Below are 14,834 nucleotides of genomic sequence, written 5' to 3'. Positions count from 1 at the left end.
GCGTAAGGATGACGTAATCTTACTAGGTTTGAGCTGCAGCTCTAGAAAAAGCTGCACAAACAGGCATCGGGCGACGCAATGGCTGCGTAGGGACGGCTGTTAAAGCTTGAGAAGGGGAGGTGGCGAGCCCGACCCCCGGCACTTGCCTGCACCGCTGTGGCTGCTTCCTTCCGGACCTGACCAGATTCACGACTTGGCAATGCGGGGAGACCCGCCATTGAGACAACATTCGCCGCCAGCGCGACGAACAGCCAGCATTCTACACACTACCGGGCCTTACGTCGAATTCGGAAGGGCCCTGCCATAGCAAATCGCCGCAAAGCACATGCTGCTGGCCGTGCAGCATAATGCCCAGCGATAGCGTAACGCACTGTTCTTCGCCCACGATGGATAGATAAGGGCGTGAAATCTGTAGCTCGCCAAAGCGCTTCATGGCTTGACGAAAATAGTGCCGGCGTGACCAGATGGCGCCGCGGGCATCGTCCAGTGGCGAAAAGCGCGGGGCTTTCTCGCTGGCTGGTGTGGTGGGAGTCAGGTTGGCGCCAACCTGTCGACCCTCTGCATCGAGCAGAAAACAGCGTATGGCGGCGGGCTCATCCATGAATGGTTGGGCCGCCAGGCCAAATGCATCGCCATCGGCCAGACGGGCCGCGCCTTTCAGCAGGGCGGTGCGATAGGGTGCCAACTGCCGTTGCGTCTGGTCTATTTCCTCACGCACATGGGTGTTGAAGTGTTGCCAGAGGGTATCGAACACTGGGTTGGCAGGCTCGGCGGAGAGAATGCTGGGGCTGGGGCGAGCGAAATAGTAGCCCTGAACCAGATCACAGTCGGCCTCCAGTGCCAGCAGGGCTTCCTCTTCGGTTTCTATGCCCTCGGCCAGGACCAGGGAGCCGGCCTCATGCAGCAGGCTGACCAGGCCCGGCAGTATCAGCCGCGCTTCACGGTTTTCCGATGCATCGGCAATCAGGGTACGGTCGAGCTTGACGATATCGGGGCGTAGGCGCCAGACGCGATCCACATTGGAGTGGCCGGCGCCAAAGTCATCAATGGCGATAAGGCAGCCCATGTCGCGGAAGTAATCCACGGCATGGCTGAGGGCGCGGTTATTCTCGATTGCGGTTTCCAGCACCTCCACCACCACCTGCTGTGGCGGCAGCTGCAGCTTGTCCAGCATCTCCGGGAAGAAGCGGCCGTATTGACCTGCATGAGCAAAGGCATTGGGTTCGGCATTCAGGAACAGCCAGTGAGCGGGCTCCTGGCAGGCCTGCATCTGGGTGACAAAGTTGCGGGTATGCAGCAGGCGGGAGAGCCTATCCAGTGTCACCAGCTCGGATTCGGATCGGGCGGAGGCAAATACAGTGTAGGGCGACAGCACCTTGCCTGCATCGGACCAGGCTCGCATCAGGCCCTCATGGCCGACTACACGGCGGTGGGCGAAGCTGTAAATGGGCTGGAAGTGGCTATGCAGCACGAAGCTGGCATGGCGGGCAATATGCTGCTCGCCCTCGACCTGGCAAAGGTCGAGCAAGGTATCGAGCTGGTAAGGCGCATGGATGGGTGGCATGGACAATGACGGTTCTATCCCAATCAGCTTGCTGACAGTTCACCACGTAGATTGACTGGTAGGGTGTCCTCCCAGCCTAGCACGCCGCGTGGCTGCGATAGCAGGAAGTACAGCTTGGCCAGTGCGGCTTCGGGCGTGAGATCCTGGCCTGAGATCAGGCCAGCGCGGCTGAGGGCCGTGCCAGCGGCATAGCTATCGCTGACCTTGCCCGAGATGCACTGGGTGACATTGAGCAGCACGGTGCCACGCCGGGCTGCGCTGGCGAAGGCCGACAGCAGCGCCGTATCGGCGTCGGGCGCGTTGCCGGCGCCAAAGCTTTCGAGCACCACGGCAGCGAGGGCGGGTTCGGCCTCTAATAGATTCTCCATCATTCTCGCCGTATGACCAGGATAGAGCTTGATACCAACGATGGCGAGGTCCGGGTTGATCTGATGTGCCTTGAATGGCGCGGCAGGCTTGGGCAGGCAGAGTGCCGGATTAAATTCATGGTGCCCCTGCACTCGGCCCAAGATGGGGTAGTTGGGCGAACCAAAAGCGCCGATCTCGGCTCCCCATAGCTTGCGTGCGCGGTTGCCGCGTAGTAGCTGGCGATTGAAAGCCACGCAGACTTCATAGAGCTTGGATTCGGTAGCCCAGTGGAAGGCATCTACCAGGTTCTGCTCGGCATCGTTGGGCTGCTCGGCCAGCGGCACCATGGCGCCGGTAACGATGACCGGCTTGGCCAGGTTCTCTAGCATGAAGCTGAGTGCCGAGGCGGTGTAAGCCAGCGTGTCGGTACCGTGGATGATGACAAAGCCGTCGTGGCTGTCGTAGTTGGCAGCGATATCGGCTGCCATGGTGTTCCAGTGGGCCGGCTGAAGGTTGCTGCTGTCTATCAGCGGGGCGTATTCCTTCAGCGTATAGGCGGGGAAGCCCGGGGTGCGCTTGGCAATGCGGGCCAGCTCCTGCGGCAAATAGCCGGCGACCGGGGCATAGCCGCTGGCGGTGGATTGCATGCCGATGGTGCCGCCGGCATAGATGACAAATAGGCGCTTGTGGGGCATGGCGTTGTCGATTCAGTTAATATCGGCGCTTTGAATTGTTATGCGCGGAAGTGCGCAGTCGTCCACGGTGGCGACGGCGGGACTTTACCGCGCTCTGCAGAACGCATCCAGCCATGTCCATAGTTGATAACCGTAAAGCGTTTCACGATTACTTCATCGAAGAGAAGTACGAGGCCGGCCTTGTGCTTGAGGGCTGGGAGGTCAAGTCCATCCGCGCTGGCAAGGTGCAGATCAAGGAAGGCTATGTCATCTTGCGTAACGGCGCCTTTTATCTGGTGGGCGCCCATATCTCGCCGCTGACCAGCGCCTCCACCCATATCGTGCCGGACCCGACTCGCAGCCGTAAGCTGCTGCTGAACCAGGCTGAGATCAATAAGCTGATAGGCCGGGTGGAGCGTTCGGGTTATACCCTGGCACCACTGGACATGCATTTCAAGGGTGGCCGCATCAAGCTGTCTGTGGGTCTTGCCAAGGGTAAGAAGCTGCATGACAAGCGTGATAGCGAGCGGACCAAGGATGCCCAGCGCGAGATACAGCGGGCGATGAAGGTGCACAAGCGTTGAGAGCCTACTTCGGCCGTACGGGCGTCATAGGGTAGGTACCTTCAGCTCATGCACCCGGGCAACCCGGGTGCTTGTTGCTAGCGGCTACCCCTAATCTGGCCAGACCCCTACGCTCGCCGCAGGCGGGCTAGCACGCCTTGGCGTGTGTGTGGGCCGTTAGATTGGTGTAATTGTTCATACCGGTGACAGGCTGATTTTGGCTATAACACCGGCATGAACCTTGTATTACACCCCTTGATCAAGCCGCCTGCCGGCACATGCCGTCCATGAGTTTTCTCAGCATCCCCACCTTGCTGCTGGCCGAGTCGTTGATGCTTCTACAGCTGGCAGCGCTGGTCTATGTAAGCGGTATACGGGTACGCAGCATCATGAGCGGGCCTCGCATCTGGGCGTTTGGGCTGTTGGCCTATGCCGCTTCGCTGTTCACGTTTTCTCTGGTGCTGACCAGCCTGCCGCGTTGGGGGGCGCTGCCGGATTTTCTGGCCAGCCTGGGTTGTGCCGGTATTTTGCTGGGTATCGATGATTTCTTCGAGCGCCCCAGGCGCTGGCGATTTGTGCTGGCGATGCTGCTGTGCAATACCCTGGCATTGCTGCTGTTTGGCGTAGTCTGGCCCGACTACCACGCCCGCCTGACCCTGTTTTCGATTACCCAAGTCGTGTTTGGCATCGCCGGTGTACGCGCGCTCAGACAGCCGGTGCAGCCGCAGCGCCGGTTGGGGCATACGCTGTTCCGCGGCATTATCTACAGCTGGTGCCTGGTCAATCTGCTACGGCTGGTGCTGGGGGTGATCTACCCGACCGAGACAGGGGATGTGCATGCCTTGCGGGAGCTGGTGTTCTATGTGTTGGTGCTGTTCTTTGGCATCTGGCTGGCGCTGGGTTGCATGCTGCTGATCCATGAGCGCATAGCGGCCGAGCTGATGTATGCCACCAAGCAGGACCCACTTACCAATTGCTTCAATCGGCGAGGCTTTGGCGAGATCGTGCAGGCGGAGGCTCGGCGGATCGAGCGCGCCTGGTCGCCGACATCCATGCTGCGGGTGGATATCGACAACTTCAAGCATCTGACCCAGCGCTATGGCATGAATGCGGGTGACGAGGCCTTGTTGCAGTTTGTCCGGGTGGTGCGCGAGGAATTGCGCGATGTGGACACCTTTGCTCGCCTGGGCAGTGATGCCTTTGCCATTCTATTGCTCAATGCGCCCAGCGATGGCGCCCAGAAGGTGGCGGAGCGATTGCGGCGACGGGTGGAGGACCTGGTTATCTACACCCCGAATGGCCCCCTCTGGTTTACCGTGACCATTGGTGTGACCAGCCTGGCGGAGGGGCAGAACGATGTGGACCTGTTGTTGGTGACGGCAGAGAAGGCGCTGGAGGCCGCCCAATCGACAGGGCAGAATAGGGTGCAGATATTGGCGATGTCGGTCTGAGCCGGTTGGCTGTGAGGTGACTGGTACCATGCTGGCGGGACTTGGCAGGGGGATGGTCCATGTTCTCAGCGCCATCTGGGCGCTTAACTGCCTATGCCCTGTGCAATCCGCCCTTCGCTTGCTCGCCGGGCTCCTGTAAAATCCGGTTTTTGCACGGAAGGCCGCCATGGACAAAATCCTTATCCTCGACTTCGGCTCGCAAGTCGCTCAGCTGATTGCCCGCCGCGTCCGCGAGGCGCATGTCTACTGCGAACTGCATCCCTATGACATGCCCTTGGCCGATATCCAGGCTTTCAATCCCAAAGCCATTATTCTGTCTGGCGGCCCCAACTCTGTGTATGAGAGCGACTACCAGGCTGATGCTGGCCTGCTGCAGCTGGGCGTGCCTGTGCTGGGTATTTGCTACGGCATGCAATGGATGGCGCAAGTATTGGGCGGCAAGGTAGAGGCAGGCGCCAGCCGAGAATTTGGCTATGCCGAAATTCGTGCGCGTAGCCACTCGCAGCTGTTCAACGGCCTGCAAGACCGTACCAACGAAGCCGGCGATGGTCTGCTGGATGTATGGATGAGTCATGGCGACAAGGTGACAGCAATGCCTGCCGGCTTTGGCCTGATTGCCGAGACAGCCTCGTGCCCTATCGCGGCCATGGCCGACGAGGCACGCAAGTTCTACGCTGTGCAGTTCCACCCGGAGGTAACCCACACCAAGCGCGGCACCGATATGCTGCATCGCTTTGTGCTGGGCATAGCCGGCGCCCAGCCTAGCTGGACCATGCCTAACTATATTGACGAGGCGGTTAAGAAGATACGCGAGCAGGTTGGCAGCGAGGAAGTGATTCTGGGTCTGTCGGGCGGGGTGGATAGCTCGGTTGCGGCGGCGTTAATACACCGCGCCATCGGCGATCAACTGACCTGCGTATTCGTTGACCACGGTCTGCTGCGCCTGAACGAAGGCGATATGGTGATGGAGATGTTTGCCCGCGGCCTGGGTGTAAAGGTGATACGCGTGGACGCCAGCACCGAGTTCATGGGCTTCCTGGAGGGGGTGACCGACCCCGAGCAGAAGCGCAAGATCATTGGCCGCGAGTTTGTGGAAGTGTTCCAGCGCGAGTCGGTGAAGCTGCCAAATGCCAAGTGGCTGGCCCAGGGCACCATCTACCCGGACGTGATCGAATCGGCGGGCTCCAAGACCAAGAAGGCTCATACCATCAAGAGCCACCACAACGTGGGAGGCCTGCCTGAGACCCTGAACCTCAAGCTGCTGGAACCTTTGCGCGAACTGTTCAAGGACGAGGTGCGCGAACTGGGCGTTGCGCTGGGGCTGCCCCACGACATGGTGTATCGCCATCCTTTCCCCGGCCCAGGCTTGGGGGTGCGGATACTGGGCGAGGTGAAGCGCGATTACGCTGAACTGCTGAAGCGTGCCGATGCCATCTTTATCGAAGAACTTCGCAATACCCGCGACGAGCACAGCGGCAAGACCTGGTACGAGCTGACCAGCCAGGCGTTTGCAGTGTTCCTGCCGGTGAAGTCGGTAGGCGTGATGGGCGATGGCCGCACCTATGAATGGGTGGTGGCCCTGCGCGCGGTGGTGACCAGCGATTTCATGACAGCCCACTGGGCTGAGCTGCCGTATAGCCTGCTGGGACGGGTGTCCAACCGCATCATCAACGAGGTGCGTGGCATCAACCGGGTGGTGTATGACGTTTCGGGCAAGCCGCCGGCAACCATAGAGTGGGAATAAGTCTGGGCTGGGTAATGGCCTAGGCTCTCAGACAACGGCTCGCTGCATTGCGGGCCGTTGTTACGTGAGGACTGCATGAATAAAGCGCGCCAGATGGCCGAGCAGGGTATGGGCCTGCACCAGCAGGGACGCCTGCGCGAAGCGACGGCCTTGTACCAGCAGGCGCTGGCCCTGGAGCCTGGCTGTGGCTTGGCGCTGCACTACCTGGGCCTGTGCATGGCCCAGCAGGGTATGGCCGATATGGCCAGGGTGATGCTGCAGAAGGCGTTGGCGGCTGGCGAGGACACGGCAGCCTTGCATGACCATCTGTCGCAGATGCTGCAAGGGGTGGGCAAGCTGCAGGAGGCATTGGTGCATCGGCAGCGTGCAAGCGACTTGGCCCCCGGGGATCTGGCGTATGGGCAGGCATTGGCTGCTCTGTACCAACGCATGGGGGATCTGGGCGGTGCACGGCAAGCCAGGTTGAAGTTGCTGCAGCAGCACCCGGGACATGTACCGACACTGATGGCGCTAGCGCTGGCGGCTTACGACCGGGACGATGCCGCCGAGGCCATGGATTACTACAAGGCGGCATGTACGGCCGACCCTTGCCTGCCTGAGCAAACCTATATGGGTTTTGCCTCACCCTCCGCGACGGTCGCGGTGGGTGATCCCTTTCCATTGCTGCAGTTGGGCGAGGCGGCGGAGGAGAAGCAGGTGCGCACGGTGTTGCGTGATGCTGATCTGCATGTGCTCGATGATTTTCTGCCTGATCCTGATGCGGCCAGAGCCTGGGCTGCTGGACTGCAATATGGCGTAGCCAGGGGCAATTATCCTGGGTCACAAACCGGCCTGCTGCCTTGCGAGGCCATCATGCAGGCGCTAGCTGACCGATTGGGGCGCCGGCTCAAATGGTTGTCGCCCGACAACGGCGTGATGCGCCTGACGTTGGCAGATGCCACGGCACGTACCGATATCCATGTGGATGATGAGCTGGCGACGGAGACTCGCCATTATGCTGCCGTGCTCTACCTGACGCGGCCTGAGCACTGCCAGGGTGGCACCAGTTTTTGGCGCCATGCCGCCACGGGCTGGCTGCGCCGGCCGGACGATGCGCTGCTGCGGGCGGCTGGCTATGCGGATTTCAAGACCTTTCTACGACGCGAAACCCCCTTGGGTGAGCCGCGTGCCTTTGCCGGTTTTGCGGCTCAGCGCGACCGCTGGCAGCAACTTTTTACCGTGCCCATGCGCTACAACCGGTTGGTGCTGTACAAGGGTAATCACTTTCATGCGGTGGACAATGTGTTTGGGGAGGGTTTCGACAACGGTAGGCTGACCCGCCTATTCAGTTTTGAAATGCTATGAGCCACCACCTGCCGTATCGCCAGGGCTAGCCAGACAAGCTGCCGCTGAACCACAGATAGAGCAGTGCCCCACCCAGGATGACGGCCAGCCAGAATCCTGCCCCAAAGCGGCTTTCGGCCACCTGGCCCGAACCTAAGCGGGGCTTGCTGCTGGCCGGCGCCTTGCCCGATTGATGGCGCTCTACCAGATCCTTGGCCTCTTTCAGGCCCAGGCCTGTTTCGGCCCGTACCTGCTTGATGGCTTCGATGATGTTGCCCTGGCTGAGTGCGGCCCGGGCAGCGGGGGGCAACTGGTCGCCGAACTGCGGTGTGGGCGAGCCAGGCTGTAGGCTGCCCACTAACGGTTTGCCAGACCGATACTGCTCGACCAGTTCCTTGGCTTCCTTCAAACCCAAACCGGTATCCCCCCGAACGATCTTGATGGCTTCAAGCAGATTGCCGTTCTGGATGGCGCTGATCGCCTGCGGCGACAGTGTGGTGTGACCTGTGGGCATGGTGCACTCCTTGTCGGGGGGGGGGGGGCTCACGGTAGGGGGCTGCCAGCCACCTTGATATCGTCGCAATACTGCGTTGCGCGATAGCGACTTTTGCTTGCATATCAAATATATGCTGCTCTGAGGTTTACACGCGCACCTCGGCTGGAAGTCGAAGCATTTGAGAGTCCCTTATCGCCCTTTAGTGCGTATGGTGCCTACCACCATGCTGCGGGATCATGTCCCAGCGGTACGGCAGGCAGTGACCAATGAGGCGGCAATCCACTCAGCACGGCCGCATGGCGTACTGCGGTCAGCTGGCCAAAGCCTGATGGCGCGGTCTCGCAATACGGCTGTGCTTCGGCAGCCGAGATGTCCGGCGCCTGCAATCCATCAGGCAGGCGGCCCAGCTGTCGCAGCCAGTGGGCAGTTTGTGCCAGTGATACCCGTACATGCCAGCTACCACCGATCGTAGCGCGGCGATGCAGTGCCGCCATGGCGCCCAGTGCCATCAGGTATCCGCTGGCATGGTCCAATACCTGCATGGGCAGGGGCTTGGGGGCTGCCTCACCTGCAGCTGAGGACTCGGCATGATTGAAACCCATGGCGGTTTGCACTAGCGAATCGAAGCCCCGCTTGTGCGCCCAAGGGCCTTGGTGACCATAGGCGCTGAGCGAAACATAGACCAGGCCAGGTCGCAAGGCGGCCAAGGCTTCCGGCCCCAGCCCCATATCGTTCATGCCGCCGGGGCGATAGCCCTGCATGAATATGTCGGTATGGGCCAATAGCTGTAGCAATTGTGCTTGCTCGGCTGCTTGGGTCAGATCCAGCGCGGCACTGCGTTTGCCCCGGCCGGTGTCCATCACCAGCAAGGGAATGGCCGGCAGGCGCGGCGAGGTGATCATCAACACATCGGCGCCATGGGCGGCTAGGGTACGGCCGCACACCGGGCCTGCTATCACACGGCTTAGATCGAGCACCTTGATGCCAGATAGCGGCCTGTCGCCAGCGGGCAGGGCTTGCACAGGCGCGTCGCCTATCTGCTCCAGGGTAAAGGTGGGTAGGGCAGCAATGGCAGCGGCCTGCGGGTGTGCATCCCATTCGGCAAAGCTGCGCATGGCCGCCACTACCATGCCTCGCTCGCTGGCTGCGGTTTCAAAGGCTTCGGCCTGCCAGTTCAACAGCGCTTCTGCCACCGAGGCGCGCTCGTTGGCACAACCCAGCAGCGCCAGCACGCCGTCGCGATGATGGGGAAAATTGGTATGCAACCTTACCCAGCGGCCATCACCACAGCGATAGGCGCCAGCCAGTTTGTCCCAGGGGTCGGGCGGCGGCGCGCCATCCACCAGCAGGTAGCGTTCGCTACGGCATTCAATTGCAGCGTGGCGCATATTGATGCGAACGTCGGGCCAGTTGCCTGTGCGTTGGTGCCATAGCGTGGCTGCGGCCAGCGCACTGGCCGCCAGACTGGCCTGGGCAGCGCTGCCTACAGCAAAGGTGGAGGGGAGTATGGGGTCGTCGCCCTCGAGGTGGATATGTTCGAGTGCCTGCTGCGGCAGGCCGGTCAGCGCCCAAAGCTGTGCCAGGGCGTATTGAGGAAGGGGAGCTTGCATCGGATTCCTTGTGTGGCGCGACAAGGCCTGAGCAACCTTGTGCCTGAGGCTAGACCTCGAATTTTACACCCTGGGCCAGTGGCAAGGCTGTGCCGTAGTTGACGGTGTTGGTCGTGCGACGCATATAGTTGCGCCAGGCATCTGAACCGGATTCTCGACCGCCTCCTGTATCCTTGTCGCCGCCAAAGGCGCCGCCTATCTCGGCACCACTGGTACCGATATTGACGTTGGCGATACCGCAGTCTGACCCAGCTGGCCCTAGAAAGGTCTCGGCCTCGCGCACGCTATCGGTGAAGATGGCGGAACTGAGTCCCTGGGACACCGCGTTGTTGAGGTCGATGGCATCCTGCAGCTCGCTATAGGGCATCAGGTAGAGGATGGGAGCAAAGGTTTCCTCCATCACGATGGGGAGGTTGCCGGGTACCTTCACAAGTGCGGGCCGCACATAGTAGCCATGGTCCGGTACACCCTGTTCCAGCCGATTGCCGCCAGCCAGACGCTGACCACCTTGCTGTTCGGCAGCCTGCAGGGCTTGCTGCATGGCCCAGTAGGCCTCGGCATCCACCAGCGGCCCTACCAGCGTGCCTTCTGCGCCGGGATGACCTATGGGCAGGCTCTCGAAGGCCTGGGTGAGGCGTTGGCACAGGGTATCCACCAAACTCTCATGCACGATTAGCCGACGCAGGCTGGTGCAGCGCTGGCCGGCGGTGCCGGCGGCCGAAAAGACAATGGCGCGCAAGGCCATTTCCAGGTCGGCGGTCGGGGCGACGATCAACGCATTGTTGCCGCCCAGTTCAAGCAGGGAACGCCCCAGGCGTGCCGCTACTGCTTGGGCGACAGTACGGCCCATGCGGGTGGAGCCGGTGGCGGACAGCAAGGGCAATAGAGGATGGGCTGCCAGCCGCTCACCCGCCTCGCGCTCGCCCAATACCAGTTGGCAGAGGTGGGCGGGTACGCTCTCGGTCATCTCGTCTATGGTCGATTCGACCAGCCGCTGCAAGGCGATGGCGCACAGGGGCGTCTTTTCCGAGGGTTTCCAGACAACTGCATTGCCGCATACCAGGGCCAGCATGGCATTCCAGGCCCAGACTGCCATGGGAAAATTGAAGGCTGTGATGACGCCTACCGCGCCCAGCGGCTGCCATTGCTCCATCATGCGGTGGCTGGGGCGCTCGCTGGCGATGGTAAGCCCATGCAACTGCCGCGACAGGCCTACGGCAAAGTCACAGATATCAATGCATTCCTGTACCTCGCCTTCGGCCTCGCTGCTGATCTTTCCGGCCTCCAAAGTAATTAGGCTGGCCAGGGCCTGTTTGCGCTGGCGTATCTGCTCGCCTATGCGCCGTACCAGCTCGCCGCGCAAGGGTGCAGGTACGGTACGCCATTTGAGAAAGGCACCATGTGCTGCTTCCACTGCGTGGTTGACCAACCCGGCCGAGGCGGGGGCATAGCTGCCGAGCAGGGCGTGGTCGATGGGGGAACGCATGTCACGTGCTGCACTATCGGCATAGTGGGCTGCACCGGCGACCAGGGCAGAGGGCCAGAGTGGCTCGGCCGCAAGGTCTGAGAGACGCAGGTCGGCAATCAGGTCTGGGGGTAGGCGCATGGCAGTTCCTGGGGTGCTGTTCGCACAGGGTCGGTGATGCGGTTGGGCCGAGCGGTATGCCCTCTGCGGGGGGGGGCTTGTATCAATTATTCAAAAGGTAGCTTATAGAGCGCAAGCAAGTTTTGCAGGCTTATCTGCAATGGCTGGTTTGTCCACGTCAGCCTGGGGTAAGCCTGTGGGCGGCATGTTGATAAGTATGGCAACTGCTTGAAGCATGGCGCTTTCTCAGTGCTGCCTGTTTTTCGGGCAAGTGGGCCAAACCTTCGCTTAAGTTTGGTTTAAGCAAGCCTGTGTCTAATGCGGGCTCCGGGATCATGACTTCTGGGAACTTGCCATGAGGCTCTCTGTTTGTTCTGAGGGGCAAGAACAGCGGCAGGCTGAGGGTTATCAGGTCAAGTAGTTCAAGGTGGGATAGGCACAAGGCGCTTGCGGGCAGCCGGCCATGGTGCCCTTGCATGCTATGGTGGCCGTGCTTGAATGCAGCTGGGAGCGAGATACCCAGGATGCAGCAATGCTTCATGGCGACAAGCAGGTCAACCCAGCACCGGCTACGCTGGGTTTTGTTAGCCGCTCATAACTATCGAGGTAGCTTGCTGGATGCGCATATTGCTGGTGGAAGATGATGCCCTGCTGGGCGATGGCCTGAAGGCGGGATTGAGCCAGGCAGGCTTTGCCGTGGATTGGGTTTGCGATGCGATGGCGGCGGATGCCGCGCTGGCTGCAGAACCGTTCGCGGCGGTGGTGCTGGACTGGAATTTGCCACGTGGTGATGGCCTTTCGCTGCTGAAGCGCTTGCGGGAAAGGCGTCTGTCTACGCCAGTACTCATGCTGACTGCCCGCGATGCGCTGGAGGACCGTATTACAGGCCTGGATGCGGGCGCGGATGACTATCTGGTCAAGCCTATCGCCCTGGGGGAGTTGGCTGCCCGTTTGCGGGCTTTGCTGCGCCGTGCGGCCGGGCGCAGTGACCCGCTTTATCAGCATGGCGAGCTGGTGTTGAATCCGGCTACCCACACGGTGACGCTGGCAGGCCAGCCGCTGGCCTGTGCCGGGCGCGAGTTTGACCTGCTGGCGCTGTTGATCAGCCAGCCGGGCAGGCCCATGTCGCGCGAGCAGATTGAAGCTGCGTTGTATGGCTGGGGGGAGGAACTGGAGAGCAATGCGGTGGAAGTCCATGTCCATCATTTGCGTAAGAAGCTGGGGAGCGACTGGATCAAGACCCTGCGTGGTGTGGGTTATATGCTGAACCCTGCCAAAGCGGAGGCAGCCCCATGATGGGCAGATCGTTACGTGGACGCCTGATACGGCTGTTGCTGGGGGTGTTGGCCCCCGTCTGGTTGCTGCTGGCCGTGGCGTCCTATCTCTATATGCTGCAAGAGGTGGACGAGTTGTTCGATCACCAGCTGGAGCAGGTGGCTGCTACCTTGTTTTCGCTGGACATGGGGCAGATACAGGCGGCGGTCGATGCGCCTGGCTTGCATGCCTTCAATGATGATGATGCCTTTGCCGCCTGGGCCTGGGATCTGCAGGGCAGGCCGGTGTTTCGCAGCCAGGCTGCACCGGAACTGGCGTTCCGGCAATCGGGTGAGCGGCTGCAAACATTGGAGATAGGCGGGCAGCGTTGGCGCGTGCTGTGGGTGAAAGAGCCCTTGCGTGATCGCTGGCTGGCCGTAGCCCGGCCCTGGTATGAGCGGGATGAGTTGGCTGCAGGGCTGGCTGTCGGGCTGGGTTCGCCGTGGTTGCTGTCCCTGATGGTGATGGTGGTGCTGATCTGGATGGCGGTGGGCCGTGGCCTGGCCCCGCTGGAAGACCTGTCGCGCCAGATTGCCGCCAGGCGACCGGATGACTTGTCTCCGGTGTTGGCAAGCGCCATCCCGGATGAAGCGCAGCCCTTGATGGCGGAAATCAATCTGTTGATGACGCGACTGGAAGCTGCGCTGGAAAACGAGCGGCGCTTTACGGCGGATGCTTCGCATGAGCTACGTACCCCATTGGCGGCCATTAGCGCCCAGTTGGAGGTGGCAATGGCGGAACCGGTTGCTGCTGCGCGGCAGCATGCGCTGGCACAGGCTCTGGCAGGCGTGAGCCGTGCAACGCGGCTGACCGAGCAGTTGCTGTTGCTGGCGCGGTTGGATCACCTTGCCGCTGTGCCGGATGCCGGTGTGTTCGATTTACTGCTGCTGGCGCGGGAGGAACTGGCTGATTGCGCCTGCCAGGCCATGGGTCGGGGTATTGAGCTATCGCTGGACGGTGAGCCTTCAATGCTGTTTGGCTCGGCCAGCCTGCTGCGCTTGGCAGTGCGCAATCTGCTGGACAACGCCATCAACCATGCGCCGTCTGGCGGACATGTGGCTGTGTCGCTGGAGACAATGGCGGGACGGCTGAGTCTGTCGGTGCAGGATAATGGCCCTGGTGTACCTGATGCCGCCTTGGCGCGCTTGGGTGAGCGCTTCTACAGGCTGGATAGCGTATTGCCGGGGAGTGGGCTGGGTCTGTCCATCGTCCGGCGGGTAGTGGCCTTGCACGGGGCTGAACTTGATTTCAGCAATCGTGGCGGTCTCTGTGCCAGCTTGGTGTTTCCGGTAATCGCATCCACAGCCTGAGTGGGACAAGCCTGTGGGTGCCCTGTGGACAGCTGCTGCAAGCTGCTGAAAGCAGCCGGTTTTTGGTGGCTGCCTGTTTTTTGTGCAGGGTGGTGCCGGAATACCCCCAGTTCACAGCGGCAAGTCATGCTGCCATCATTGGCCGATCTGACCTATATAACAAGTTGCCATGACAACCGATCTGATTGAATTCATCAAAAGCATCCTGCTGGTGTTGACGGCCCTGCTGCCTATCATCAACCCACCGGGTGTGGCGCCCATCTTTTTGACCTATACCCATGGCGCCAGCGACCAGGAGCGACGGCTGATTGCCAAGCGCATCGCCATCAATGGCTTCTTCCTGCTGCTAGGGGCCATGTTTGTCGGCAACTATGTGCTCAAGTTCTTCGGCATCTCACTGGCGGTAGTCAAGATAGGTGGCGGCCTAGTGGTGGCGGCGGCAGGCTGGAAACTGCTGGAGGCAGACGACCATAGTAGCGAGGCGGCTGCCACCAAGCCTACCGGGCCGGCCATCATACGACGTGCGTTTTTCCCCCTGACTTTCCCGTTCACCATCGGGCCGGGTTCGATTTCGGTGGCGATTACCTTGGGAGCGGCACTGCGCACGCGCAGTGGTATCGATGAGTTGAACCTGGCGGGCGGGGTGATCGGCATCGTGTTGCTGACGGCCGTGGTGTATTTCAGCTATCGCTACGCCAACCGCTTGCTGGCAAGGCTGGGTGAAACCGGCATTACCGTGTTCCTGCGCCTATCGGCGTTCATCCTGCTTTGCATCGGCGTGCAGATTTTCTGGAATGGCGCGTCGGAGCTGCTGCGTGGCTTGCTGGTTTGAGCGGAATCACCCACAGCGGC

The 14,834-nt window shown here is 61.2% G+C and carries 12 protein-coding genes and 1 other RNA gene; 7 read left to right on the top strand and 6 right to left on the bottom strand.

Annotated features, from left to right (window positions below):
• Positions 1-118: 118 nt before the first annotated feature.
• The 3 genes from ffs to QQK16_RS10890 all read right to left on the bottom strand — a co-directional run bounded on the left by ffs (position 119) and on the right by QQK16_RS10890 (position 2,607).
• Positions 119-216: signal recognition particle sRNA small type (gene ffs, locus QQK16_RS10900), an RNA gene on the bottom strand.
• Positions 217-259: 43 nt separating this feature from the next.
• Positions 260-1,564 (bottom strand): sensor domain-containing phosphodiesterase, encoded by a 1,305-nt coding sequence (locus QQK16_RS10895; protein WP_284196489.1) that lies wholly within the window; start codon positions 1,562-1,564, stop codon positions 260-262.
• Positions 1,565-1,587: 23 nt separating this feature from the next.
• Entirely contained in the window at positions 1,588-2,607 is a 1,020-nt protein-coding gene (locus tag QQK16_RS10890; protein ID WP_284196488.1) for an asparaginase domain-containing protein, read from the bottom strand.
• A 113-nt stretch (positions 2,608-2,720) separates the two neighbouring features.
• On the opposite strand from QQK16_RS10890, the gene smpB reads away from it, so the two are divergent.
• The 4 genes from smpB to QQK16_RS10870 all read left to right on the top strand — a co-directional run bounded on the left by smpB (position 2,721) and on the right by QQK16_RS10870 (position 7,688).
• Positions 2,721-3,170: an SsrA-binding protein SmpB gene (gene smpB, locus QQK16_RS10885; RefSeq protein ID WP_284196487.1), complete on the top strand. Its 450-nt coding sequence runs from the start codon at positions 2,721-2,723 to the stop codon at positions 3,168-3,170.
• A gap of 266 nt (positions 3,171-3,436) precedes the next feature.
• The gene (locus tag QQK16_RS10880) at positions 3,437-4,600 is read left to right on the top strand and encodes a GGDEF domain-containing protein (protein ID WP_284196486.1); all 1,164 of its coding nucleotides are present in this window, start codon (positions 3,437-3,439) and stop codon (positions 4,598-4,600) included.
• A gap of 166 nt (positions 4,601-4,766) precedes the next feature.
• Positions 4,767-6,344 (top strand): glutamine-hydrolyzing GMP synthase, encoded by a 1,578-nt coding sequence (guaA, locus tag QQK16_RS10875; RefSeq protein WP_284196485.1) that lies wholly within the window; start codon positions 4,767-4,769, stop codon positions 6,342-6,344.
• 75 nt (positions 6,345-6,419) lie between these two features.
• The gene (locus QQK16_RS10870) at positions 6,420-7,688 is read left to right on the top strand and encodes a DUF6445 family protein (RefSeq protein WP_284196484.1); all 1,269 of its coding nucleotides are present in this window, start codon (positions 6,420-6,422) and stop codon (positions 7,686-7,688) included.
• Between the two features lie 25 nt (positions 7,689-7,713).
• Here QQK16_RS10870 and QQK16_RS10865 read toward each other — a convergent pair whose 3' ends face one another.
• The 3 genes from QQK16_RS10865 to amaB form a co-directional block, all read right to left on the bottom strand.
• Entirely contained in the window at positions 7,714-8,181 is a 468-nt protein-coding gene (locus tag QQK16_RS10865; RefSeq protein WP_284196483.1) for a ribosomal protein L7/L12, read from the bottom strand.
• A 197-nt stretch (positions 8,182-8,378) separates the two neighbouring features.
• The gene (locus tag QQK16_RS10860; RefSeq protein ID WP_284196482.1) at positions 8,379-9,773 is read right to left on the bottom strand and encodes a CoA transferase; all 1,395 of its coding nucleotides are present in this window, start codon (positions 9,771-9,773) and stop codon (positions 8,379-8,381) included.
• Between the two features lie 49 nt (positions 9,774-9,822).
• Positions 9,823-11,379: an L-piperidine-6-carboxylate dehydrogenase gene (gene amaB, locus QQK16_RS10855; protein ID WP_284196481.1), complete on the bottom strand. Its 1,557-nt coding sequence runs from the start codon at positions 11,377-11,379 to the stop codon at positions 9,823-9,825.
• 597 nt (positions 11,380-11,976) lie between these two features.
• Between amaB and QQK16_RS10850 the strand changes: the two genes are divergently transcribed.
• The 3 genes from QQK16_RS10850 to QQK16_RS10840 all read left to right on the top strand — a co-directional run bounded on the left by QQK16_RS10850 (position 11,977) and on the right by QQK16_RS10840 (position 14,814).
• Positions 11,977-12,654, top strand: coding sequence for a response regulator transcription factor (locus QQK16_RS10850; RefSeq protein WP_284196480.1), 678 nt, complete (start codon positions 11,977-11,979; stop codon positions 12,652-12,654).
• The gene (locus QQK16_RS10845; RefSeq protein WP_284196479.1) at positions 12,651-13,982 is read left to right on the top strand and encodes an ATP-binding protein; all 1,332 of its coding nucleotides are present in this window, start codon (positions 12,651-12,653) and stop codon (positions 13,980-13,982) included. Before QQK16_RS10850 ends, QQK16_RS10845 begins: the two co-directional genes overlap by 4 nt.
• A gap of 169 nt (positions 13,983-14,151) precedes the next feature.
• On the top strand, positions 14,152-14,814 hold the full coding sequence (locus QQK16_RS10840) for a MarC family protein (protein ID WP_284196478.1): 663 nt from the start codon (positions 14,152-14,154) through the stop codon (positions 14,812-14,814).
• Positions 14,815-14,834: the final 20 nt, after the last annotated feature.

The sequence above is a fragment of the Chitinimonas prasina genome, from assembly GCF_030160395.1.
Lineage (GTDB): Bacteria > Pseudomonadota > Gammaproteobacteria > Burkholderiales > Chitinimonadaceae > Chitinimonas > Chitinimonas prasina.
The sequence above is the reverse complement of the archived record's forward strand: the minus strand, read 5'-3'. Positions and strand labels throughout refer to the sequence as shown.